The following is a 22,403-nucleotide window of genomic DNA, read 5'->3' on the forward strand; positions in this document are numbered from 1 at the left end:
TCCTTTATCCGGTTGGCTGCCTTGCGTGCGAGCGGCCTTGGGCCGCGGAGAGGGCTTGGCGCAGGCATGATCCCGGAAAAGTGGGCACCGGTTTTCCGCGAGGATCATGCCTCCTAGAGACAGATTGAATAGGGATTACCCGCGAATGGCCAATGTTGTCGTCGTCGGCGCCCAGTGGGGCGACGAAGGGAAGGGCAAGATCGTCGACTGGTTGTCGGAGCAGGCGGACATCGTCGTCCGTTTCCAGGGCGGCCATAACGCCGGCCACACGCTGGTGATCAACGGCAAGACCTACAAGCTCGCGCTGCTGCCCTCGGGCGTGCTGCGCGAACACAAGCTGTCGGTGATCGGCAACGGCGTGGTGTTCGATCCCGCGGCCTTCCTCGACGAGGTCACCAAGCTGCGCGCGCAGGGCGTCGCTGTCTCCCCGGAAAATCTGCGCGTGGCCGAGAACGTCACCCTGATCCTGCCGCTGCACCGCGAGCTCGACGCGCACCGCGAATCCGCCAATGCGGCGACCGCGATCGGCACCACGCGCCGCGGCATTGGACCGGCCTATGAAGACAAGGTCGGCCGCCGCGCCATCCGCCTGATGGACCTCGCCGACCTCGACACGCTGCCGCACAAGATCGACCGGCTGCTGGCTCACCACAACGCCTTGCGCCGCGGCCTCAATCTGCCGGAGTTCGACGGCAAGGATATCCTGAAGGAATTGACCGCGCTGGCGCCGCAGCTGCTGCCATATGCCGAGACGGTGTGGCGGCTGCTCGACATCAAGCGCCGCGAAGGCAAGCGCATGCTGTTCGAGGGTGCGCAAGGCGCGCTGCTCGACGTCGACCACGGCACCTACCCCTACGTCACCTCGTCCAACACGGTGGCGGCGCAGGCTGCGACCGGCTCGGGCCTCGGCCCCGGCGCGGTCGGCTACGTGCTCGGCCTGTGCAAGGCCTATACGACCCGCGTCGGCCAGGGCCCGTTCCCGACCGAGCAGGACAACGAGATCGGCCGCAAGATCGGCGAGCGCGGCCGTGAGTTCGGAACCAATACCGGGCGGCCCCGCCGCTGCGGCTGGTTCGACGCCGTGCTGGTCCGCCAGGCGGTCCGCACCTGCGGCATCAATGGCCTCGCGCTGACCAAGCTCGACATCCTCGACGGCTTCGACTCGATCGAGGTCTGCACCGGCTACAAGCTTGACGGCAAGGAGATCGACCACTTCCCGGCCGGCGAGGGCGCCCAGGCCCGGGTCGAGCCGATCTACGAGACCATCGAGGGCTGGAAGGAGCCGACCGCCAGTGCACGGTCCTGGGCCGATCTGCCGGCCCAGGCCATCAAATATGTCCGCCGGATCGAGGAATTGGTGGGGTGCCCGGTCGCGCTGCTTTCCACCAGCCCCGAACGCGAAGATACTATCCTGGTGCAAAATCCGTTTGAGGCTTAACGATCTCTTACCGGGACGCGCGTATAGTTGAGTAGAAATGGCTGATTACTATCCGCTGATCGCCCGCGCTATTGCCGCCTTGGATCCCAACGCTCCCGGCGAAAGCCGTCGCGCGCTCTATGAGCGGGCGCGCACGGCGCTGATCGCACAGCTGCGCAGCGTGCAGCCGCCGCTCTCCGAATCCGAGATCACCCGCGAACGGCTGTCGCTGGAAGAGGCTGTCCGCAAGGTCGAATCGGAGGCCGCCCAGCGTGCCCGCGAGGCCTCGCGCCCCGGTGGTGGCGGCACCCGCAGCAGCGGCAGCGGCGATGCCTTCCGCCGCGCCAGCACCCGTGCCACCGAAGGCAACCCGGCCGCAGCCCCACCGGCTGCTCCGCCGCGCGCCCGTCCGGCACCACCGCCGCCGCGCGCCGACCGCCCGTCCTTCAACGTCGATGACCAGGGCGAGGCCCAGCGTCCGCCGCGCGCGCCCCGTTTCGATGCGCCGCGCCAGCCCGGTCCGCCGGCGCCGCCGCCGCCCGAGCCGCCGGTCCCGCCGCCTGCCGGACGCGAGCGCGCGGGTGGGCGCCGTCCGCCGGACATCGGACCTCCGCCGCCGCTGCCGCCCGCACCTGGCGTGCGCGGCTTCCGCGACATCACCGCCGACGTCAACGATCTCGGCGGCGCCGCCGCGCAGGCCAATCGCGCCGCGCGCCGCACCTACGCCAACGTGCCCTCGCCCTCGCCGGAATTCGACCGGCTGGAGCCGAGCCTGGAGAACCGCGCCGGCGAGGGCGATGCGCCCTATTCCTATGACGAGTCGGTCGAGGAGGCCGAGCGCTATGCGCCGCGGCAGCCGTCGGGGCGCCCGCACATCCCCGTCCTCGACCGCGACGCCAAAAAGCCCAAGCGCGCGCGCTCCGTCTTCCCGTTCAAGAGTGCGATCGCCGTCGGCATCGTGTTGATCCTGGTCGGCGCCGGCATTCTCTGGGGCAAGCCGCTGCTCCAGACCGTGAGCGGCCTGTTCAAGTCCTCGCCGACCCAGGTGGTGGAGGCGCCGAAGGATGCGTCCCAGCCGCAGAGCAAGCCGAAGATCCCCGATCGCGTCGGCCAGCCCTCGGCCAGCGACCAGCCGGTCGCGCCGGTGGCGCAGAAGGTCGTGCTCTATGACGAGGATCCGTCCGATCCGAAGGGCAAGCAATATGTCGGCTCGGTGGTGTGGCGGCTCGAGCCGATCAAGGCGTCGGGCAACCAGAAGGCCGACGTCGCCGTGCGCGCCGACATCGAGATTCCCGACCGCAAGTTCAAGATGACGATGTCGTTCCGCCGCAACACCGACTCCTCGCTGCCGGCGAGCCACACCGCGGAATTGACCTTCATCCTGCCGCAGGATTTCCCGGGCGGCAGCGTCTCCAACGTGCCGGGCATCCTGATGAAGTCGAACGAGCAGGCGCGCGGCACGCCGCTCGCAGGGCTCGCGGTCAAGGTCACCGACGGCTTCTTCCTGGTCGGCCTGTCCAACGTCGACGCCGACCGCGCCCGCAACGTCCAGCTCCTGAAGGAGCGTTCCTGGTTCGACGTGCCCCTGGTCTACGCCAACCAGCGCCGCGCCATCATCGCGATCGAGAAGGGCGCCCCCGGCGAGCGCGCCTTCAACGACGCGTTCGCGCAGTGGGGCGACTAAGCGAAGCCTGGACGACCTCCGTCATTCCGGGGCGCGCGAAGCGCGAACCCGGAATCCATTGCACAGCACGTGACGTAGAGAAATGGATTCTCAGATGCGCAATTGCGCATCATAGTTCGGTGCTGCGCACCGCCCCGGAATGACATCCTGGATGGATGACTACTGCGCGGCCGCTTCCCGCTTGCGCGATGCCGCGGCGGCGGCGTGCTCGCGGTCCATCACGGCGCGGCAGCCGGGACTGACCTGCGCCTTGTTCCGCACCATGCACGCGGTGATCCGCGGGATGTCGGGAATTTCACTGGAGCACAGCCGCATCGCATCGCCCGAGCACATCTGCTGCGCTTCGGACGAGAAGGCGAAGCCGGGCGATGTCTGGAATGCGACAGCGGTGGTGGCGAGGGCGAAGAGAGTTGCGATGGTCCGGTTGCGTGTCATGCTGAATGTGTCCCCGAGTTCCGTGGGCTTGAGCCGCTTGGTTTTGGGGCGCCTCACGCGGCTTGACCTGCCGCATGTCTCAGCCATCACGCCGGGAACCTCATCCCGCATGTGGTTGCTCGATCTCTCGTGATGTTCGAATCGAAAAGTGCTGCGCCGCCCGAGCCAAGTATGCGCCATTGTCGTATGGCTGCAATGGTCCGCGCGAACGAATTCGCAATTGTTGCGCGCACGTCACGCAGAAAGCGACGCGTTGCGTCAGATGAGGCGATAGGATGGCGTGCTTGTGGCGTCGCTCTCGCCGAGTGCGGCGGCGTGTTCCTCGACGGCGGTGACGCCCTTCGCCGTGAGCTCGAACAGATCGCCGTCCTTCATCACGTAGCCGTCGGCGATCAACTGTCCCATCTTGCCTTGCCGGTCGTCGGCAAAGGCAATGGATTGACTGATGTCCCTGAGGATCGAGAGCTGTTCGTCGCGCAGCATGGCTTCACCTCTCCGTTCGCAGGGACTGTTTCCGATCTTCACATGCCGTGACTGGCGAACACCTTGCTGCACGACTTCGACAGCTTGGCCCGGTTGGCCTGCAGGCAGCTCTGCACCGCGCCGTCATTGCCGAGGTCCTTGCGGCACAGCCGCGAGGCATCGCGCGAGCAGGCGTTCTGCTCCTGCGGTGTGCCCATGTGGCCTTGCGCGAGAGCCGGCGCGCTCGACAGGCCACCGAGGGTTGCAAGCGTGATCGTCGCCAGAAGAAATTTGCGGGACATCGGCGGCTCCGGTCCGAGAGGGGTCATTCAGGTCCTGTCTGAACTCGTCGCCTTGCCACTTGTTCCCCCGGGGGAGGAGTCGGCGCCCGCTATTCAAGGTTCCCGAGGCGCTGCTATAACAGGGCCAAAGTGTGAGGGTCTTTGATGAAACGCTATCTGGTGTTTGCGCTGGTCGGGCCGTTTGTCGGCGGGTTCCTGCTGCTGCTGACGACGACCTACCAGTCCGGTTACTGGACCCAGACCAATCTTGGCGAGGTCGGCAAGCTGTTCGCAGTGTTCTTCAAGACCCTGCAATACAGCTATCTGTTCGGCTTCCTGCCGTCGCTGATGATCGGCGCGGTCGATGACATCCTGCTCCACATCCGCCGGGTCGGCCCGGTGCTGCGGATGCTGCTGGTCGGCCTGTTCGCTTTCGTCCTGGCCTCGCTGACCTACAGCTCGCGCGGGCCGGATTCGGGTGCGGTTCAGTTCATCCTGTACGGCTTGGTCGGCTTCGTGCCGTCGGTGCTTTCCTCCTGGCTCGTGCATAGATATGTCGAGGAGCCGCAAGCGGCGGCGGCGCCGACCTGACCCGCGCGACGTTCGCGCGCGGTGCAGCAACCTCCGCCGCGCTCGCGAGTTTCCCCTGGGCTATGACCATGTCCGACGACGATATTCTTGCTCCGCGCAAATCCCGTTCCGGGAGCCGTTCGCGCGCCACCTTCTCAGGCACGGAACCACGCGGGCCGATCATCGACCAGGACGGCCGCGAGATCCGGCCCGAGACGCTGGAGCGGGGATTTCGCGAGTTTCGTTTTGAGTTCGGTCAGGGCCAACCGCTGGGAGGCAATCCGTTCGGCAACCTGACGCGCGAGCAGCGCATCGCGCGGCTCGAGGCGATCGCCAAGCTGCTCGACGTCGCCTTCATCCTGCCCGGCACCAACATCCGCTACGGCATCGACGGCCTGATCGGACTGATCCCCGTCGTCGGCGACATCATCACCACCGCGATCTCGCTGTGGCTGGTGCGCGAGGCGCGCGCGCTGGGCGCGCCCTGGTACCTCACGGCGCGCATGCTCGGCAATGTCGCGGTCGACGGCGTGGTCGGCATGGTGCCGCTTGCGGGCGACGCCTTCGACGTCATGTTCCGCGCCAACATGCGCAATATGCGCCTGCTCCGCCGCTGGCTCGACAAGCAGCCGCGGATCTGAATCCACGCTCTGCGCTTCCAAAACGCAAAAGCGCGATAGCCTTTCGGCCATCGCGCCTTCTGCGCAGATCGGGCTTGGCGAAAAAACTTACGCCGCGTCGGCGTCGGCCTCGGCAGCCGGTTCGGGCTTGCGGCGACGGGGCAGCGGGAAAGCTTCGCTCTCATAGAGCGAGCGGATGCCATTCTGGTCGAAGCGCGCTTCCTCGACCTGGAGATAGGCGCCGTTCAGCGAATCCGTCGGCAACTGCTCCATCGCGAACTGCACGGCTTCGGCCGCGGTGCCGAACCGGCGATAGGTGAAGCCGGCACGCTTCTTCTTGCGGATCGCGGCGGGGAAGAGCTCGGCGGAAGTGTTGAAGTTGAACGGACGCAGTGGACGCATGGTCAAAGACCTCGTGATCTTCTCTGGGGCTTTAAGCGCGTGGGGTTTGGGAGGGCGGAGGCCAATCGCGTGGGCCCGCCGCACATGTCATTTTCGCCCTCTAATATAGGCCGTTTTGACAAAATTGCGACCCCTGCGATGGGAGATGATGAATCCGCGCATGGCAGCCCCGCAAGGGCTATAAATCAAGTAATTTCAATTAGTTGGATGGTTTATAGTTTGCCAAGAAGCAACAGCACGACCAGCACCACGAGCACGACGCCACCGATCCCCATGCCGGAATGGCCCATGCCGTAGCCGTAACCGCCGACGCGGCCGGACAGGCCGCCGAGCAGGTAGATGATCACCAGGATGATCAGGATGGTCCCGAGCGACATGGCATCCTCCCTGGCGGCCGCCAAATCGCGATGATCGGCCGCACCGCCAGAGAAGAAAAGCACATCGCGCCGCCGGGTTCCATGACGGAACCCAACGGCGCGCAACGTTTATTTCGGCTCGAGCTTCAGCGCCGCCGAGTTGATGCAGTAGCGCAGGCCCGTCGGCCCGGGGCCGTCGGGGAAGACATGGCCGAGATGGCCGCTGCACTTGGCGCAGAGCACTTCGGTGCGGATCATGCCGTGGCTCACGTCCCTTTCCTCGTCGACATGGCTCTCGACGGCGGGCTGGGTGAAGCTCGGCCAGCCGCAGCCGGAATCGAACTTGGCGTCGGACTCGAACAGCACGTTGCCGCAGCCGGCGCAGACATAGGTGCCGGCACGGTGGTCGTGCTCATATTCGCCGGAGAAGGGACGCTCGGTCGCCTTCTCGCGCAGCACCGCGTACTGGATCGGCGACAGTTCGCGCCGCCACTGCTCTTCGCTCTTGATGACTTTGTCGTCCGTGGTCTTCGTCTTGGCGTCGGGCATGGGTCTCCCGTTTCTTGGTGATCTCGCGATCAGTTGGTGGCCTTGCTGGCATTCACCAGCGTCGGCTTCTCAATGTAGTTATCCGCGAACAGCTTTTTCAGGTTCTCGACCTTGGGCAGGTCGTTATAGGCGATGTAGGGCTGGTTCGGATGCAGCGTCAGATAGTCCTGATGATAGGCTTCCGCCGGATAGAACGCCTCCAGCGCGCCGACCTTGGTCACGATCGGCTTGCTGAACACCTTGGCGCCGTTGAGCTGGGCGATATAGGCCTCGGCCACCTTCTTCTGCTCCTCGGAGGTGGTGAAGATCGCCGAGCGATATTGCGTGCCGGTGTCTGGCCCCTGGCGGTTGAGCTGGGTTGGGTCGTGCGCCACCGAGAAGTAGATCTGGAGGATCTTTCCGTAACTGATCTTCTTCGGGTCGTACTTGATCTCGACCGATTCCGCGTGGCCGGTCCGGCCGCTCGAGACAGTCTGGTAGTCGGCGGTCGCCTTGGTGCCGCCGGCATAGCCGGAGACCGCGTTGACGACGCCCGCAGTGTGCTGGAACACGCCCTGCACGCCCCAGAAGCAGCCGCCGGCGATCACGGCGGTCTGGATGCCGCTCGCCGGCGCCGCGTCCATGGTCGGGGCGGGGATCACGACCGCATCCTCGGCGGCCCGGGACGGCACGGCAAAGGCCAGCGTCAGGGCGGTCGTAGCAGCCAGCAGGGACAGGAGGGCGGGACGGCGCATGGCGGATCCTCTTTCCGGAAGGTGGATATTCTAGGTCGGTTGGCGCCGGGCGAACAGCCTGCCCGGCGGCATTTCAGTCACTTGAGATACGGGGACAGGTGCCGATTGTTACGCCGCGGCGGACACGACTCTGTGAGAAAACGCGGCCCGAGGCAGCCCGGCTTGGCGAGGTGAGGAACTCCGCGCTAGATGAACCCGCGCGATCGACGATCGACTTAAAAAAGTGGTGGCTGGAGCTGGCCTGACAACATGCTGCGCGTCGTTTCCCTGACCCTCGTCACCCTGATCTCCGCCGTCGCCGCCGCCGCGGCCGAGCCGCAGGCCGGCGACGATCTCGCCATCTGCCGTGACCGCCAGGCGGAGCTCCAGGCGAGGGCGCAGGCCTGCGACAATCTGCTCAACGCTGACCGCCTCGCCGGCAAGGACAAGGCGATCGCGCTGTCCGTGCGCGGCAACACCCTGATCAACAAGCGCGACTACGCCCGCGCGATCGAGACCCTGTCCATGGCCGTCGATCTCGATCCGGACAACGTCATCGTTCTCAACCTGCGCGGCCTTGCCTATGAACGCTCGGGCAAGGACGACCTCGCGATGGCGGACTACAACCTCGCGCTCCAGAAGCGCCCGACCTACGGCGTCCCCTACAACAACCGCGGCGTCATCCATCTGCGCAGGGGCGCGCTGCAAAGCGCGCTCGACGACTTCAACCTGTCGATCAAGTACACGCCAAAATTCCTGCTCGGCTGGACCAATCGCGCCCGCGTGCGCACGTTGATGAAGGATTTCGACGGCGCGATCGCCGATTTCGCGGAGGCCGAGAAGATCGATCCGGCCGCGCCGCAGATCGCAGGCAACCGCTGCATCACCTGGGGCATGATGGGCAAGTACGACCAGGCCTTTGCCGATTGCAACGGCCTGATCGAGAAGCAGCCGAAGAACGTCTACGCAATCAACAACCGCGCCGATGTCAGCATGATGAAGGGCGACCTCGACGCCGCGCTGAAGGACTACAACTCGGCCATCCAGATCAACCCGAACAATGTCCGGGCACATTCAGGCCGCGGCCAGATCTACGAGCGCAGGAAAGATCTCGCCCAGGCCCGCGCCGACTACCGCGCGGCCGCCTATTCGCTGACGAAATTCGACGAACTCGACGTCGCGCGCGCCCGCGCCGTCGCGCAGGAGCGGCTCGCCGCGCTGACGCCGCAGGCGCCGGCCGGGGCGACCGGGCGCCGCGTCGCGCTGGTGATCGGCAACGGCGCCTACAAGAACGTGCACGCCCTGCCCAACCCGCCGCGCGACTCGAAGTTGATCGCAAACGCGCTGCGCGACGTCGGCTTCCAGACCGTGATATCGGTCAGCGACCTGACCCGCGACAAGTTCTTCGAAGCGCTGCAGACGTTCGCCGCCGAAGCGGAGAAGGCCGATTGGGCGGTGGTCTACTACGCCGGCCACGGATTCGAGATCGGCGGGGTGAACTACCTCGTTCCCGTCGACGCCAAGCTTGCCGCCGACAGGGATGCCGAGGCCCAGGCCGTCGCCCTCGAGCAGGTGATCGCCGCCGTCGGCGCCGCGCGAAAAGTGCGTCTGGTGATGCTGGATGCGTGCCGCGACAATCCGTTCGCGCCGACCATGCAGCGGACGCTGTCGCTCAAGCTGGTCGACAAGGGCTTTTCCAACATCGAGCCCGGCGCGGGCTTCATGGTGGTCTACGCCGCCAAGCACGGTGAGACCGCGATGGACGGCGATGGCGGCACCGACAGCCCGTTCGCCACCGCGCTCGCCCGCGAGATCAAGGAGCCGCGCGTCGAGATCAGAAAGCTGTTCGACATCGTCCGCGACGACGTCTGGTCCGCCACCAGGCACGAGCAGCAGCCGTTCACCTACGGCTCGCCCCCGGGGCGCGAGGATTTCTATTTCGCCGCGGGGAAGTGACGAATTGAGTTGCAGAGCAACTCAATTCGTCATTCCGGAGCGACGCGAAGCATCGAACTATGGTGCGCAATTGCGCACCTGAGAATCTCGAGATTCCGGGTTCGGCTCTTCGAGCCGCCCCGGAATGACGGGGTAGGCAGGTGTCGTAGGGTGGGCAAAGCGAAGCGTGCCCACCATTTTTATTTCGTGTGTGGAGAGACGGTGGGCATGGCGCTTTGCGCCTTTGCCCACCCTACGGCATCGGAGTTTTAAACAACGATGCTCAACCTTTTCGCCGCGCGCGTGATCCCCGTGTACAGCCACCTGGCCCTCGAGTCCTGAAACGCAAAACTCTCGTCGAACAGCACGACGTCGTCCCATTGCGAGCCCTGCGACTTGTGCACGGTCAGCACGTAGCCGTAGTCGAACTCGTCATAGGGCTTGCGCTGTTCCCAGGCGATCTGCTCGACGCCGCCCTCGAAGCAGTCGGCGCGCACCGAGACCTTCGTCACCTTGTGGCCAAGATCCTCGTCCGGCGACAGCCGCATGGACAGGATGCGCGATTTGGAGCGCGAGGTGTTGCGCGACTTCACGCGCCACAGGCCGCCGTTGAACAGGCCCTTCTTGCGGTTGTTGCGCAGGCACACCAGCTTGTCGCCGGCGACCGGAAAGGCGTCCTCGATGTTCTGGCGCTGCCGCACCCGCATGTTGTAGGCGCGGCGGGTGTTGTTGCGGCCGACCAGGACCTGGTCGGCGCCCATGACGCGGTCGGGATCGAGCTCCTTGCGCGACACCACCTCGCTCTCGCCGTAGCGGCCGATGTCGAGCTCGCGGCCCTCGCGGACGTCCATCGACATCCGCACGATCGGATCGTCCTGGGCCTGGCGGTGCACCTCGGTCAGCATCGCGTCGGGCTCGGTGTTGGTGAAGAAGCCGCCGCCCTGGATCGGCGGCAGCTGCGCGGGATCCCCTAGCACCAGCAGCGGACAGTCGAACGACATCAGGTCGCGCCCCAGTTCGGCATCGACCATCGAGCATTCGTCGATCACGATCAGCTTGGCCTTGGACGCGGGCGCGTCGTCCCACAATTCGAAGCTCGGCTGCTCCTCGCCGGATTCGCGGGCGCGGTAGATCAGCGAGTGGATGGTGGAGGCCTCGTCGCAGCCCTTGTTGCGCATCACCAGCGCGGCCTTGCCGGTGAAGGCGGCGAACTTCACCTCGCCGTCGACGCCCTCGGCGATGTGCCGCGCCAGCGTGGTCTTGCCGGTGCCGGCAAAGCCGAACAGGCGGAACACCGGCGGCGTGCCGCCCCGGCCGGGCTTGGCCTTGAGCCAGTCGCCGACGGCCTTGAGAGCGGCATCCTGATGCGGGGTGAAAGTGGCCATGTCTGTCTTGAGGAGGGGCGAGCCGAAGCGATTCGCCATCCCCCAAAACTAACCATTCGGCCCGCCGGTTCAAGCGGCGCAGATCGCCCTATTGCCAGCCGGGAACGCCGCGCATGTCGGGCAGATGGTGGGCGATGCCCTTGTGGCAGTCGATGCAGGTCTTTTCCCCCGTGAACAGGAAGCGCTGGTGCGCCACCGAGGCCCGCGGCGACTGCTTGGTGATATCCATGGAATCGGCGCTGTGGCAGTTGCGGCACTCGAGCGAATCGTTGGCCTTGAAGCGCGCCCATTCATGCGCCGCCAGCTCGAGCCGGTGATCCAGGAATTTCTCGCGGGTGTCGATCGTGCCGAAGAGCTTGCCCCAGACCTCCTTGGAGGCCTGCATCTTGCGCGCGATCTTGTCGGTCCAGTTGTGCGGCACGTGGCAGTCCGGACAGGTCGCGCGCACGCCGGAGCGGTTGCTGAAGTGGATGGTCGACTTCAGCTCGGCGAAGACGTTGTCCTTCATCTCGTGGCAGCCGGTGCAGAACTTCTCGGTGTTGGTCAATTCCAGCGCGGTGTTGAAGCCGCCCCAGAAGATCACGCCGGCCGCAAAGCCCGCCAGCACCAGCACGCCGAGTCCGAACACCGAGCTCGGCCGGATCAGCACCTGCCAGAGCTCGCGCGCGAAATCCCAGCTTCGCGCGACGAAGCCGCGCTTGGCTTTTGCCTCGTCAGCGGTCGTCGTCATCGGCGGCCACCGGGGCTTGCGCGCGACAGCAGCGTGTCGATGTCGGTGAAGTCGTTGCTGACGGGCGGGGTCGCGGTGTTCTGCGGCACGTGGCATTCCGTGCAGAAGAAGCGTCGCGGCGAGATCGAGGCCAGGAACTGGCCGTCGCGGTCCATGAAATGCGTGATCGAGACCATCGGCGCCTGCGATTCCGCGGTGCGCGCCCGCGCGTGGCACGACAGGCATTTGTTGCCGTTGAGGTCGACCTGGTAGCCGTCGATCGTGTGCGGGATCACCGGCGGCTGCTCCGGATAATTGCGCACCTCCCGCTCGGAGGTGTTGCGGTTCGGCAGCATCGGCGGCGCCGGCCCCTCGTCATTGAGCGGGGCCGGGCCGCGCAGGCCCGACGTCACCGTCTGCGCGGTCAGCGAACTCGCGCCCGCGGCGATCGCGACCGCAAGCAATGCGATTCCAAATCGTTTCATCATGACACGTTCACCCGCTCGATGCGCACGGCGCATTTCTTGAAGTCGGTTTGCAGCGAGATCGGATCGGTGGCGTCAAGCGTCACCTTGTTGATCAGCTTGGATTCGTCGAACCACGGCACGAAGACGAGGCCACGCGGCGGCCGGTCGCGGCCGCGCGTCTCGACGCGGACGCGGATGAAGCCGCGGCGGGACACCACCTTCACCTCGTCGCCGCGCCGGATCTTCGCCTCTTGCGCATCGTCCGGATGCATGAAGCACACGGCCTCGGGGAAGGCCTTGTAGAGCTCGGGCACGCGGCGCGTCATGGTGCCGGAATGCCAGTGCTCCAGCACGCGGCCGGTCGAGAGCCAGAACGGATATTCGCCGTCGGGCGATTCCGCCGCCGGCTCGTAAGGCAGCGCGAAGATGCGCGCCTTGCCGTCCGGATAGCCGTAGAACTGCACGTCGGTGCCCTGCTTGACGTAGGGATCGCTGCCCTCGCGGAAACGCCATCTCGTTTCCTGGCCGTTGACGACAGGCCAGCGTAGGCCGCGCTCTTTGTGATAGGCGTCGAACGGCGCGAGGTCATGGCCGTGGCCGCGGCCGAACGAGGCATATTCCTCGAACAGGCCCTTGTGCACGTAGAAGCCGAACGCCTTGGACTCGTCGTTGAGATAGCCCTGCTCGATGTCGGAGACCGGGAACTTGTCGACCTGGCCGTTCTTGTAGAGCACGTCGAACAGCGTCTTGCCGCGCACCTCCGGCTTCTTGGCGATCAACTCCTCGGGCCAGACCTCCTCGATCTTGAAGCGCTTGGAGAATTCCATGAGCTGCCAGAGATCGGACTTCGACTCGCCCGGGGCAGGGACGAGCTGATGCCAGAACTGCGTCCGCCGCTCGGCATTGCCATAGGCGCCTTCCTTCTCGACCCACATCGCGGTGGGCAGGATCAAGTCGGCCGCGAGTGCGGTGACCGACGGATAGGCATCCGAGACCACGATGAAATTGTCGGGATTGCGGAAGCCCGGATAGGTCTCCTCGTTGGCGTTGGGGCCGGCCTGGAGGTTGTTGTTGACCTGCACCCAGTAGGCGTTGATCAGGCCGTCCTTCAGCATCCGGCTTTGCAGCACGGCATGCGCGCCGGGCTTGTCGGGAATGGTGCCTTCGGGCAGCTGCCAGATGTGTTCGGCCTTGGTGCGGTGTTCCTTGTTGGTGACGACCATGTCCGCGGGCAGGCGGTGCGAGAAGGTGCCGACCTCGCGCGCGGTGCCGCAGGCCGAGGGCTGGCCGGTCAGCGAGAACGGGCTGTTGCCGGGCGAGGAGATCTTTCCGGTCAGAAGATGGATGTTGTAGACGAGGTTGTTGCACCAGACGCCGCGGGTGTGCTGGTTGAAGCCCATGGTCCAGAACGAGACCACCTTGGTCTTGGGATCGGCGTAGAGCTCGGCGAGCGCCTCCAGGCGGTTGAGCGGCACGCCGGACATCTCGGCCGCCTTCTCCAGCGTGTACTCCGAGACGAACTTGACGTACTCGTCATAGCTCATGTCCGTGGAGTCGTTGGCCTTCGCCGCGCCCGTCGCCTTCTTCTGCAGCGGATGCTCGGGCCGTAGGCCGTAGCCGATATCGGTCTGGCCGCGCCTGAACACGGTGTGGGCCGCGACGAAGTCCTTGTTGACGCGGCCGGTCTTGATGATGTGGTTGGCGATGGCGTTCAGCAAATAGAGATCGGTCTGCGGCTTGAACACCATGCCGATGTCGGCGAGGTCGAACGAGCGGTGCTCGAAGGTCGAGAGCACGGCGACGCGGACATGCGGCGCGGACAGCCGGCGGTCGGTCAGGCGCGTCCACAGGATGGGGTGCATCTCCGCCATGTTGGAGCCCCACAGCACGAAGGCGTCGGTGGCCTCGATGTCGTCATAGCAGCCGGGCGGCTCGTCGATGCCGAAGGTGCGCATCATGCCGGCGACGGCCGAGGCCATGCAGTGCCGCGCGTTGGGGTCGATGTTGTTGGTGCGGAAGCCGGCCTTGAACAACTTCGAGGCGGCATAGCCTTCCCAGATCGTCCACTGGCCGGAGCCGAACATGGCGACGCCGTTGGGGCCGCGCTTCTTCATCGCCTCCTTCCACTTCACCTCCATGATGTCGAAGGCTTCGGTCCAGGACACGGGCGTGAAGTCGCCGTTCTTGTCGTATTTGCCGTTCGCCTTGCGCAACATCGGCTGCGTCAGGCGGTCGTGGCCGTACATGATCTTGGAGAGGAAGTAGCCCTTGACGCAGTTGAGGCCGCGATTGACCTCGGCCTTGATGTCGCCGTGCGTCGCGACGACGCGGTTCTCCTTGGTCGCGACCATCACGGAGCAGCCGGTGCCGCAGAAGCGGCAGGCGGCCTTGTCCCATTTCAGTTCGCTCACCTCGCGCTCGGTGGCGAGGTTGGCGGCGAGCGCCGGCACCGGGAGGCCAGCGGCAGCGGCCGCGATCGCGGCGGCCTCGAGCTTCAGCATCTGGCGGCGGTCGAGCTTCGGCGATGTCATGATGGCTCTTCCTGACTCAGGCGGTTTCGATGGCGTGGAAGACCAGCGCCGCGGAATAGACGTGTTGCAGCGACTGGATGGTGTTGAGCATGGTGCCGAGGCTGCCGGCATCCGGCGCTTCGGTCACGACGACGAGCTTGCCGCGCGGGTCGCGGCCGTGGATCTCGCAGCCGGCAAGCGCAATGATCTCGGCTTCGACCTCGGCGAGGCGCTCGGGGCGCGCCTGCACGATGATGCTGGCGATTTCGTAGCCCGGCGGCGGCACGATACGGTCGGCGCTGAGCACCCGGCCGGTGATCAAGGCGCGGCGGTTGAGCGTGACTTTATGATTGAGTGAGGGTTGGGCCATGATGCCTGTCTTTCGCTCTTGGGGATCCTTGGGGATCAATGCGGGGAGGCTGGTGGGCCGGGAGGACCGGCAAACATCTGGTAGATCCAGACGCCAAGCCCGTAGGAGCCGACCGTTCCGACGGCGAGGACGGGCATCACGACCGCGGTCAGGAACAGGAAGGCGAAAATCTCCATGCGCCTACGGCGCACGCGCGAGGTCGTGTCGTCAGGGGCCGACATATTCGGTCTCTCTGAAATTTTGGGAATTGGGACGGCATCCGGGCCGTTACCTTGCCTTGCTTGTGCTGCAACCGCGGCGTCAACGCGTTGATCTGGATCAATCCGTCGATTTGCGAGGATGGTTGGGCCGTGACCACAACCGCAAGTTTGGGTTGTGCCCGGGCCGGCGCGATGCGAAACTTAGCTCTCGAACGGGGCAATGCGAATTGTGAACCAGATGGGGCTCACGGCCATCGATCTCGGGTTTCGCGGCGCGGCGAGCGGCGTGTTCCTGTTGATCGTCCTCGTGGCGCTCCAGCGCCGCATTCCAAATCAGAACGCTTTGCTGGGCATGGCCATGTCCGCCGGGGGCGTGTTCTATGCGATCGTCACCGCGCCGTTCTTTCCCAAGGCGTCATGGTGGTGGACGTTGCCGATCCTGTCCGCGATGCCTGCCGTGTTCTGGTTGTGGGCCCGCGCGGCGTTTGACGACGATTTCGTGCTCAGGCGGTGGCATGGCGCCTTGTGGCTGGCCATCGTCGCCTTTGGATTTGCGCTGTCGCTCGGTTGGCCGCGATGGCCGACTCTGGCCAAGGGCGGCGGCAAGGTCCTTGCGATCGTGGCCCTGGTGCTGGCGCTCGCGGCCGCGGTCCAGACGGTCAAGACCTGGCGCGTGGATCTGGTGATGCGGCGGCGCCGGCTGCGGCTGGCGATGCTCGCCATCAATGTCGCGATGATCGGGCTCGTCGCCGTCGCGGGCTTCGCCGATATTCCGGTTGCCGCGCCCGGCGCGTCCGGCAGTCTTCCGACCGCGCTCAGCCTGTTCGTGGTGGCCATGCTTGCCGGCCTGGGCCTGTTCAGCGCACCGGCGGCGGTGGCCGTCGACGACGCCACGGCTGCGATCGCATCCGGCGAGGCGGGGAGACAGGCCCGGGTCGCCGATCGCGCCGCCGCGGGGCGGGTCATCGTCGACCCCCGGGTCGCCGTCGATCCCATCCTGCTCCGGCGCCTCGACCATCTGATGACCGTGGAACGAACCTACCGGCAGGAAGGTCTTGCGATCGGGACGCTCGCGGCGCGGCTCGACGTTCCCGAGCATCGGCTGCGCCAGGCGATCAACGAAGGGCTGGGCTATCGCAACTTCAATGCATTCCTGAATCGCTATCGGATCGAGGATGCCAAGCTGGCGCTGTCCGACGTGACGCAGCGGGAAGTCCCGGTGCTGACCATCGCCATGGACGCGGGCTTCCAGTCGATCGGACCTTTCAATCGCGCTTTCAAGGCCGAAACCGGCGTGACCCCGACCGAATTCCGGCGCGAGGCGCTGAGCCGGCCGGGTAGGGCCGACATCAGCGAACTGCGTCGAGAAATCGGCTAGCCGATTTTTGGATTGGGCAAGAGGGCCGCGCCCCGATTGGGCAGACTGTCCGGCAGAAGCTTCTCGCCAGCCGGAATGAGCCCACCCATGTCTCCTTCGACCGCCGCCACCCCCACATCGGAACGGCTCCACGCTCTCGATGCGCTCAGGGGCGGCGCCTTGCTGCTCGGCATCGTCCTGCACGCGGCAATGTCATTCGTGCCCGCCACACCCCGGTTCTGGTTCATCCAGGACACCCATCCAAGCCTCCTCCTGGGCCTGCTGACCTTCACCATCCACGTCTTCCGGATGACGGCCTTCTTCCCGATGGCCGGTTTCTTTGCCCGCATGAGTTTCCATCGCCGGGGGAGTTGGGGCTTTGTCAGGGACAGGTTGCAGCGGATCGGGCTGCCGCTCGTGATCGGCTGGCCGATCGTGTTTACGCCGATGGCTCTGGTGGTCATCTGGGCCTCCGGCTTTCCCAATGGCGGTCCGACTCCCGGCGCGCGTGGCTGGCCGCCGGTGCTGCCGAATTTCCCCCTGGCCCATCTCTGGTTTCTCTACGTGCTGCTGGAGCTGTATGTCGCCATGCTGCTGCTGCGTGGCGCAATTGTCCGGCTTGATGCCTCCGGCACGCTGCGAAGGGTCATCGGCCGCCTCTTCACAGGGATCATGCGAAATCCACTGGCTCCGCTGGTTCTGGCGATCCCGATCGGCATCGCGTTCTGCCTCGACCAACGATGGATCAATGTGATGGGGGTGAGGACGCCGGATCAATCACTCATCACCAACGCGCAGGCCTGGATCGGCTTCGGCACCGCATTCGGCGTCGGCTGGCTGCTGCATCGGCAGGTCGATCTGCTGCGGCTTCTCGAGCGGCGCTGGCTCCCGCAACTCCTGCTCGCGGTCGGCCTGATCCTGATCAGCTTCGTGCTCTCAGGTGTGATGCTGTCCGCGCCGGGTGCGCCGAAACTGCCGGTCAGCTTCGCCACGCTCAGGCTTGTCTCCGCCACCCTGTATGCCCCGGCGATATGGATCTCGACCTTCGCGGTCCTCGGTCTCGCGCTCCGCTTCATGTCCGGCTTCAGCCCGACCTGGCGTTACCTCGCCGATGCGTCCTACTGGCTCTATCTGATCCACATGCCGATCGTGATGGCGCTACAAGTTGCGGTGTCGCAGCTCGACTGGTCCGCGCCGATCAAGTTCGCCATCATTCTCGCCGTCGCGCTTCCTCCGATGCTGGCGAGCTATCATCTGCTGGTGCGCTTCACCTTCATCGGTGTGGTCCTGAACGGCCGCCGCGCACCACGCGAAGCGGCGCATGTCGTTGCGGTGGAAGGCTCCGCCGCGCAATAACGCCGGATGCGTTGAGGGGACCGTTCTCCCGCACGGCGGAATTGCTGCTCCGTAGACAGCGCCGCCCCGCTCACTAAGATGAGCGCAACAAAGAATAATGCGGGAGAGGGGCGCCATGAAGTTCGGCATCTTCTACGAGCTGCAACTGCCGCGGCCATGGGTCGCCGGGGACGAGCTCAAGCTCTACCAGAACGCGCTCTCGCAGATGGAACTCGCCGACAAGCTCGGCTACGACCATGCCTGGGTCGTCGAGCATCACTTCCTCGAGGAATATTCGCACTCGCCGTCACCGGAATCGTTCCTGGCGGCGGCGAGCCAGCGCACGCAAAAGATCCGGCTCGGCCACGGCATCCTCCAGCTCACCACCAATCACCCGGCGCGCGTCGCCGAGCGTGTCGCGGTGCTCGACCTGCTCTCCAACGGCCGCTGCGAATTCGGCATGGGCGAGAGCGCCTCGATCACCGAGCTGGAGCCATTCGGCCGCGACATGGAGACCAAGAAGGAGGTGTTCGAGGAGGCCGTAGCCGCGATCTTCCCGATGTTCAGGGACGCGGGCAGCGAGCATCACGGCAAGTATTTCGACATCCCCTTGCGCAACGTGGTGCCGAAGCCGGTGCAGAAGCCGCATCCGCCGCTGTGGATGGCCTGCTCGCAGCTTCCGACCATCGAGCGCGCCGGCCGTCATGGTTTTGGCGCGCTCGGCTTCCAGTTCGTCAGCGCCGACGCCGCCCATGCCTGGGTGCACGCCTATTACAACGCCATGACCAAGCGGCTGCACAAGCTTGCGGACTACGAGATCAACCCGAACATGGCGCTGGTGTCGTTCTTCATGTGCGCGAAGACCGACGAGGAGGCGCGCGCCCGCGCCGACGGCGCCACCTTCTTCCAGTTCGCGCTGCGCTTCTATGGCGCCGCGCAGAACCGCCAGCGGCCCGCGCCCTACACCGTCAATATGTGGGACGAGTACAACAAGTGGAAGCGCGACAATCCAGAGGCCCAGGAGGCGGCGCTGCGCGGCGGCCTGATCGGCTCGCCGGAGACGATCCGCAAGAAGCTCAGGCGCTTCCAGAGCTCGCATATCGACCAGGTCATCCTGCTCAACCAGGCCGGCAAGAACAGCCACGAGCACATCTGCGAATCGCTCGAATTGTTCGGCCGGGAGGTGATGCCGGAGTTCCAGAACGATCCCGCCCAGGCCGCCTGGAAGAGGAGCGTCATGAGCGGCGAAATCAAGCTGGAAGAGATCGACACCCAGGCCTTCACCGACCGTTACGGCAAGCTCGCCGTGAACGTCGCCCCGGCGAGAGCGGCGGCCGCCGGATAGGGGGGCACGTTTGACGTCGGCCATGCCCTTATTGGCGGGGCGGGGCCTCCGCATGGGGCCAATCGCCCACTCCTGCGCTGTCGCAACCTTTGCTGGTCGATCATCTCATCGAAACCCTTAGGATGCAGACGATCGTTAACCGTATGATGGGTTCAAGATCCTGTTTGCGCGGGAGGATCTGCCGGTTGGGACCGCAATAGTCCGTGCTTGATCTCCCTCAAGGGCTCTGTTTGGATATTTTCGTTGGCCAATTCGAATTTCGGGTCATCGTAGTGAAGCTGAGAAATGGATACCGTTGCTCATGACGGCTCGTTCACCGGAAAGCATCGCGACCGTCCACCGCGCTGGCGTCGGCAATCGGTTGCTGGCGGCGTTGCCGCCGGCGGATCTCGGCTTGCTCACGCCTCACTTCCAGAAGGTCTCGTTCGAACCCGATACCGTCCTGGTGCGGTCGGGCGATGAGCTCGACCCGGTTTTCTTTCCCCATAGCGGTGCAATCGCCTTCATGCTCGACATGCCGGACGGGCAAACGGTTGCAACCACGTTGATCGGACGGGAAGGCGCCTTGGCCTCGTTCTCTGCGCTCGGCCCGTCGCTGTCATCGGTGACCGCGGTTGCTCGTGTGGCCGGCACGGCATCGCAGATCTCCGCCGCCAGGTTTCGGGCTGCCTATGCGCGAAGCGAGGCCATCAGGAATGTCGTGCAGGTCCACGTCCGCGCGTTGCTGTTGCAGCTCCAGCACGTCGCGGCCTGCAATGCGCTGCACCTGGTGGATGGCCGCATGGCGCGGTGGCTCCTGCAGCTCCACGATCGCGTTCCCAGTGACCTCCTCCCGGTGACGCAGGAGGCGCTCGCGCAGTTGCTCGGGGTGCGGCGGACGACGGCGACGCTGACGATGAGCAAGCTGCGCGCGGCCGGCGCCGTCCCGTCCGACCGGCGCGGGTTTGTAGAGATCGACCGGGCGCGGCTCGAGCGCGTTGCATGCGATTGTTATGCGCTGATGCAGGACAAGATCGATCGGATGTATTGCCAGGAATTGGCGGCGCCGCAGCCTGCCCTTGCGCCATTCCCGGAAACAACCGCGGCAGTCAAGGCGCATATGAGGTCCGCTGCGCCCCGTCAATGAGGACACGCTCTGGATGGTTCGGCGTCTACCGCGCCGGAGCGAGCTTGCGCCGTCGCGCCGCGATCTCCTGCGGGCTCCCCGCCCTGCTCGATCATGAACGGCGGGCTGCAACTGGGCCAGACCCCGTGCCGATTTACACGCAATCTACGCCTTTCTGCGGTTCCTTGTGACCGGATGGAATCAGCCCTTCGCGCCAGAGCCCCTCAGGGCGTCCCACGCGGCCCGACTTGCTTGATCGAACGACTTGCGGGACTCTGCCAACGCCGCGCTTAGCACGGACCAGGACTCGCTGCCCGCCTGCTTCAGCTTCTGGAGACGTGCTTCCGCTTGGGACGCGTCAGACTTCAGCTGCTTGAGCGCGGCATCGAGATCGGTGATCCGCGCTCCGGCCACTTTGCCGGCCGCCTCACGGAATCGATTCGCGGCCTCGTGCCACGCCTTGCCCTGCGCCGCTGCGATGTCTTTGAACGTGGCCTGCTGCTGCTCGATCTGCTTGCCGGCGCTCTCAAAATAGGTCTTCATCTGCGCTTCGAAGCCGATCCAGTGCTTTTCGAGATCGGGTTTGGTGCGCGCCCAGGCTGCTTCGCCGGCTTCCGCTTGCGTCTTGAGGTGCGCCTGAAATTCATCCCGCCTCTTTTTAAGATCGGCGATGAGCTGCTCTGCCTTCACCTTGGACTCCGCCTTGGCCTCCGTCGCCTTCACCTCAAACGAAGCCAATGCGGCATCCATCTCGTCGATTCGCTCCTTGGCCGATTGAGGTAAAAATGCATGCTGCTGTGCTCTGACATGACCTATCTCCATTCATTAGCCGATGCGCTGACGATCATCACATGGCTTCATCGTTCTCGACTTTGAACCTGCGTCAAGCGACTCGTTGCGTCTGCGTCCGAAGCGACGTCATCTCAAGCAGCGACATAGCGACATGAGGAAGGAGCATTGACGTTCCAGATGAAGCTGATTTCTTGCCTATCGCGTCCCTGAGACTACGGGACGGGTTATCCAACTTGGACGCAGCATAGAACTCGAGTGGCTCTGCCACCTTGGTATGAGGCGGCAATACGTCCTCGCTGAACGCGTGCTCGCACTTGCGCAGAGCGACTGACATTTTCCGGTCTCCGCCAAGATCAAGCGGCCTGCCATTTCTCATACCATGCTGCAGAGTGCGTCCGCGCACGCCGATATGCTGGACGGCCAGGCCGCTGGATTCGTCGATGTCATCGTCGATTGCGTCTGATGCCATGTCGTGCACTTTCCGTGTTGCGCGCGCGGATCGCCTCACTGCGCGGACAGCCATGAGTCGACCGCCGCAGGCCTACGCCGCCGTCCAGCCGCCATCGATCGCGAGATTGGCGCCGGTGATCTGCGCGGCCTCGTTACTGCACAGAAAAAGTGCGAGCGAAGCCACCTGTTCGACAGTGACAAATTCCTTGGTGGGTTGGGCCGCGAGCAGCACGTCGCTGATGACCTCATCTCTTCTCATCTTGCGTGCATTCATCGTGTTCGGGATCTGCTTTTCCACCAGCGGGGTCCAAACATACCCGGGGCTGATGCAGTTGCAGGTGATCTTCGAACGCGCAAGCTCCAGCGCGACGGTCTTGGTCAGGCCGGCGATCCCGTGCTTGGCTGCGACGTAGGCTGACTTGAACGGCGAAGCTACACGCGAATGCGCCGAAGCCGTCGTGATGATCCGGCCCCAGCCACGCTTCTTCATGCCCGGCACAGCCGCACGGATTGCATGGAATGCGGCGGATAGATTGATGGCGATGACCGCATCCCATTTCTCGAGCGGAAACTCTTCGATTGGAGAGACGTGCTGGACGCCGGCATTGTTGACGAGGATATCCACGGCCCCGAACGTCGCTTCACCCAGCGCGATCAGCCCGGCGATTTCGCTTGGCTTCGCCATGTCCGCGGGCGAATAGATCGCCTTGACGGCGAACTCGCTTTCGATTGCCAAGCGCTCCTTCTCGACATCGGCCGCCTCGCCCATTTCGTTTAGCACGATGTTTGCGCCGGCACCTGCGAAGGCACGCGCACATGCGAGGCCGATGCCGCTCGTCGAGCCGGTCACGATCGCAGTTTTGCCCTTAATAACCATCTCAGTCACTTTGCTCCGTGTGTTGCGCCAGCTGGCGAAGCCTCGCGGTTCAGGCGCGAGTTGGTTTTGTGGATTTC

The 22,403-nt window shown here is 65.0% G+C and carries 25 protein-coding genes; 9 read left to right on the top strand and 16 right to left on the bottom strand.

Features of this window, described 5'->3' with window-relative positions; genetic code table 11:
• The first annotated feature begins 145 nt into the window (after positions 1-145).
• Both AB5K84_RS10575 and AB5K84_RS10580 read left to right on the top strand, forming a co-directional pair.
• Positions 146-1,438: an adenylosuccinate synthase gene (locus tag AB5K84_RS10575; RefSeq protein ID WP_011089789.1), complete on the top strand. Its 1,293-nt coding sequence runs from the start codon at positions 146-148 to the stop codon at positions 1,436-1,438.
• A gap of 37 nt (positions 1,439-1,475) precedes the next feature.
• Positions 1,476-3,101, top strand: a complete 1,626-nt coding sequence (locus AB5K84_RS10580; protein WP_011089788.1) for a hypothetical protein — start codon at positions 1,476-1,478, stop codon at positions 3,099-3,101.
• Between the two features lie 159 nt (positions 3,102-3,260).
• Here AB5K84_RS10580 and AB5K84_RS10585 read toward each other — a convergent pair whose 3' ends face one another.
• The 3 genes from AB5K84_RS10585 to AB5K84_RS10595 form a co-directional block, all read right to left on the bottom strand.
• Positions 3,261-3,536, bottom strand: a complete 276-nt coding sequence (locus AB5K84_RS10585; protein ID WP_370139528.1) for a hypothetical protein — start codon at positions 3,534-3,536, stop codon at positions 3,261-3,263.
• 258 nt (positions 3,537-3,794) lie between these two features.
• On the bottom strand, positions 3,795-4,019 hold the full coding sequence (locus tag AB5K84_RS10590) for a hypothetical protein (RefSeq protein WP_028173074.1): 225 nt from the start codon (positions 4,017-4,019) through the stop codon (positions 3,795-3,797).
• A gap of 38 nt (positions 4,020-4,057) precedes the next feature.
• The gene (locus tag AB5K84_RS10595; protein WP_028173075.1) at positions 4,058-4,300 is read right to left on the bottom strand and encodes a hypothetical protein; all 243 of its coding nucleotides are present in this window, start codon (positions 4,298-4,300) and stop codon (positions 4,058-4,060) included.
• Positions 4,301-4,444: 144 nt separating this feature from the next.
• On the opposite strand from AB5K84_RS10595, the gene AB5K84_RS10600 reads away from it, so the two are divergent.
• Both AB5K84_RS10600 and AB5K84_RS10605 read left to right on the top strand, forming a co-directional pair.
• Entirely contained in the window at positions 4,445-4,870 is a 426-nt protein-coding gene (locus AB5K84_RS10600) for a DUF5413 family protein (protein ID WP_011089784.1), read from the top strand.
• Between the two features lie 62 nt (positions 4,871-4,932).
• Positions 4,933-5,490, top strand: a complete 558-nt coding sequence (locus tag AB5K84_RS10605) for a DUF4112 domain-containing protein (protein ID WP_011089783.1) — start codon at positions 4,933-4,935, stop codon at positions 5,488-5,490.
• Positions 5,491-5,577: 87 nt separating this feature from the next.
• On the opposite strand, the gene AB5K84_RS10610 is transcribed toward AB5K84_RS10605, so the two are convergent.
• The 4 genes from AB5K84_RS10610 to msrA form a co-directional block, all read right to left on the bottom strand.
• Complete coding sequence (locus tag AB5K84_RS10610; protein WP_028173077.1) at positions 5,578-5,871, bottom strand: hypothetical protein; 294 nt, start codon at positions 5,869-5,871, stop codon at positions 5,578-5,580.
• A 212-nt stretch (positions 5,872-6,083) separates the two neighbouring features.
• Positions 6,084-6,248, bottom strand: coding sequence for a DUF3309 family protein (locus AB5K84_RS10615; protein WP_053815155.1), 165 nt, complete (start codon positions 6,246-6,248; stop codon positions 6,084-6,086).
• A gap of 108 nt (positions 6,249-6,356) precedes the next feature.
• On the bottom strand, positions 6,357-6,776 hold the full coding sequence (msrB, locus tag AB5K84_RS10620; RefSeq protein ID WP_011089781.1) for a peptide-methionine (R)-S-oxide reductase MsrB: 420 nt from the start codon (positions 6,774-6,776) through the stop codon (positions 6,357-6,359).
• Between the two features lie 29 nt (positions 6,777-6,805).
• Positions 6,806-7,510 (bottom strand): peptide-methionine (S)-S-oxide reductase MsrA, encoded by a 705-nt coding sequence (gene msrA, locus AB5K84_RS10625; protein WP_011089780.1) that lies wholly within the window; start codon positions 7,508-7,510, stop codon positions 6,806-6,808.
• A 249-nt stretch (positions 7,511-7,759) separates the two neighbouring features.
• Here msrA and AB5K84_RS10630 point away from each other — a divergent pair, with 249 nt between their 5' ends.
• The gene (locus tag AB5K84_RS10630) at positions 7,760-9,445 is read left to right on the top strand and encodes a tetratricopeptide repeat protein (protein WP_011089779.1); all 1,686 of its coding nucleotides are present in this window, start codon (positions 7,760-7,762) and stop codon (positions 9,443-9,445) included.
• A 248-nt stretch (positions 9,446-9,693) separates the two neighbouring features.
• On the opposite strand, the gene AB5K84_RS10635 is transcribed toward AB5K84_RS10630, so the two are convergent.
• The 6 genes from AB5K84_RS10635 to napE form a co-directional block, all read right to left on the bottom strand.
• Positions 9,694-10,809, bottom strand: coding sequence for an ATP-dependent DNA helicase (locus tag AB5K84_RS10635; RefSeq protein WP_028173081.1), 1,116 nt, complete (start codon positions 10,807-10,809; stop codon positions 9,694-9,696).
• An 88-nt stretch (positions 10,810-10,897) separates the two neighbouring features.
• Positions 10,898-11,539 carry a NapC/NirT family cytochrome c gene (locus AB5K84_RS10640; RefSeq protein WP_011089777.1) on the bottom strand — a complete coding sequence of 214 codons (642 nt, stop codon included), beginning with the start codon at positions 11,537-11,539 and terminating at the stop codon, positions 10,898-10,900.
• Entirely contained in the window at positions 11,536-12,006 is a 471-nt protein-coding gene (locus AB5K84_RS10645) for a nitrate reductase cytochrome c-type subunit (RefSeq protein WP_028173083.1), read from the bottom strand. The genes AB5K84_RS10640 and AB5K84_RS10645 overlap by 4 nt, the downstream gene beginning before the upstream one ends.
• Positions 12,003-14,516, bottom strand: coding sequence for a nitrate reductase catalytic subunit NapA (gene napA / locus AB5K84_RS10650; RefSeq protein WP_011089775.1), 2,514 nt, complete (start codon positions 14,514-14,516; stop codon positions 12,003-12,005). The genes AB5K84_RS10645 and napA overlap by 4 nt, the downstream gene beginning before the upstream one ends.
• A gap of 16 nt (positions 14,517-14,532) precedes the next feature.
• Positions 14,533-14,865, bottom strand: coding sequence for a chaperone NapD (locus AB5K84_RS10655; RefSeq protein WP_011089774.1), 333 nt, complete (start codon positions 14,863-14,865; stop codon positions 14,533-14,535).
• Positions 14,866-14,900: 35 nt separating this feature from the next.
• The gene (gene napE, locus AB5K84_RS10660; RefSeq protein WP_011089773.1) at positions 14,901-15,086 is read right to left on the bottom strand and encodes a periplasmic nitrate reductase, NapE protein; all 186 of its coding nucleotides are present in this window, start codon (positions 15,084-15,086) and stop codon (positions 14,901-14,903) included.
• 217 nt (positions 15,087-15,303) lie between these two features.
• Here napE and AB5K84_RS10665 point away from each other — a divergent pair, with 217 nt between their 5' ends.
• The 4 genes from AB5K84_RS10665 to AB5K84_RS10680 all read left to right on the top strand — a co-directional run bounded on the left by AB5K84_RS10665 (position 15,304) and on the right by AB5K84_RS10680 (position 20,228).
• Complete coding sequence (locus AB5K84_RS10665; protein ID WP_038965528.1) at positions 15,304-16,443, top strand: AraC family transcriptional regulator; 1,140 nt, start codon at positions 15,304-15,306, stop codon at positions 16,441-16,443.
• 87 nt (positions 16,444-16,530) lie between these two features.
• Positions 16,531-17,778 carry an acyltransferase family protein gene (locus AB5K84_RS10670; RefSeq protein ID WP_063921540.1) on the top strand — a complete coding sequence of 416 codons (1,248 nt, stop codon included), beginning with the start codon at positions 16,531-16,533 and terminating at the stop codon, positions 17,776-17,778.
• A gap of 115 nt (positions 17,779-17,893) precedes the next feature.
• A complete protein-coding gene (locus tag AB5K84_RS10675) occupies positions 17,894-19,102 on the top strand; it encodes an LLM class flavin-dependent oxidoreductase (RefSeq protein WP_028173087.1) in 1,209 nt (402 codons plus the stop codon).
• A 301-nt stretch (positions 19,103-19,403) separates the two neighbouring features.
• Positions 19,404-20,228 (top strand): Crp/Fnr family transcriptional regulator, encoded by an 825-nt coding sequence (locus tag AB5K84_RS10680; RefSeq protein WP_011089769.1) that lies wholly within the window; start codon positions 19,404-19,406, stop codon positions 20,226-20,228.
• 180 nt (positions 20,229-20,408) lie between these two features.
• Here AB5K84_RS10680 and AB5K84_RS10685 read toward each other — a convergent pair whose 3' ends face one another.
• From AB5K84_RS10685 to AB5K84_RS10695, 3 genes are all read right to left on the bottom strand, one after another.
• Positions 20,409-21,029, bottom strand: coding sequence for a hypothetical protein (locus tag AB5K84_RS10685; protein WP_011089768.1), 621 nt, complete (start codon positions 21,027-21,029; stop codon positions 20,409-20,411).
• Between the two features lie 61 nt (positions 21,030-21,090).
• The gene (locus AB5K84_RS10690; protein ID WP_162494149.1) at positions 21,091-21,468 is read right to left on the bottom strand and encodes a hypothetical protein; all 378 of its coding nucleotides are present in this window, start codon (positions 21,466-21,468) and stop codon (positions 21,091-21,093) included.
• Positions 21,469-21,540: 72 nt separating this feature from the next.
• Positions 21,541-22,326, bottom strand: coding sequence for a 3-hydroxybutyrate dehydrogenase (locus AB5K84_RS10695; RefSeq protein ID WP_038965533.1), 786 nt, complete (start codon positions 22,324-22,326; stop codon positions 21,541-21,543).
• Positions 22,327-22,403 lie beyond the last annotated feature (77 nt).

This window comes from Bradyrhizobium sp. 1200_D9_N1_1 (genome assembly GCF_052075915.1).
Lineage (GTDB): Bacteria > Pseudomonadota > Alphaproteobacteria > Rhizobiales > Xanthobacteraceae > Bradyrhizobium > Bradyrhizobium diazoefficiens.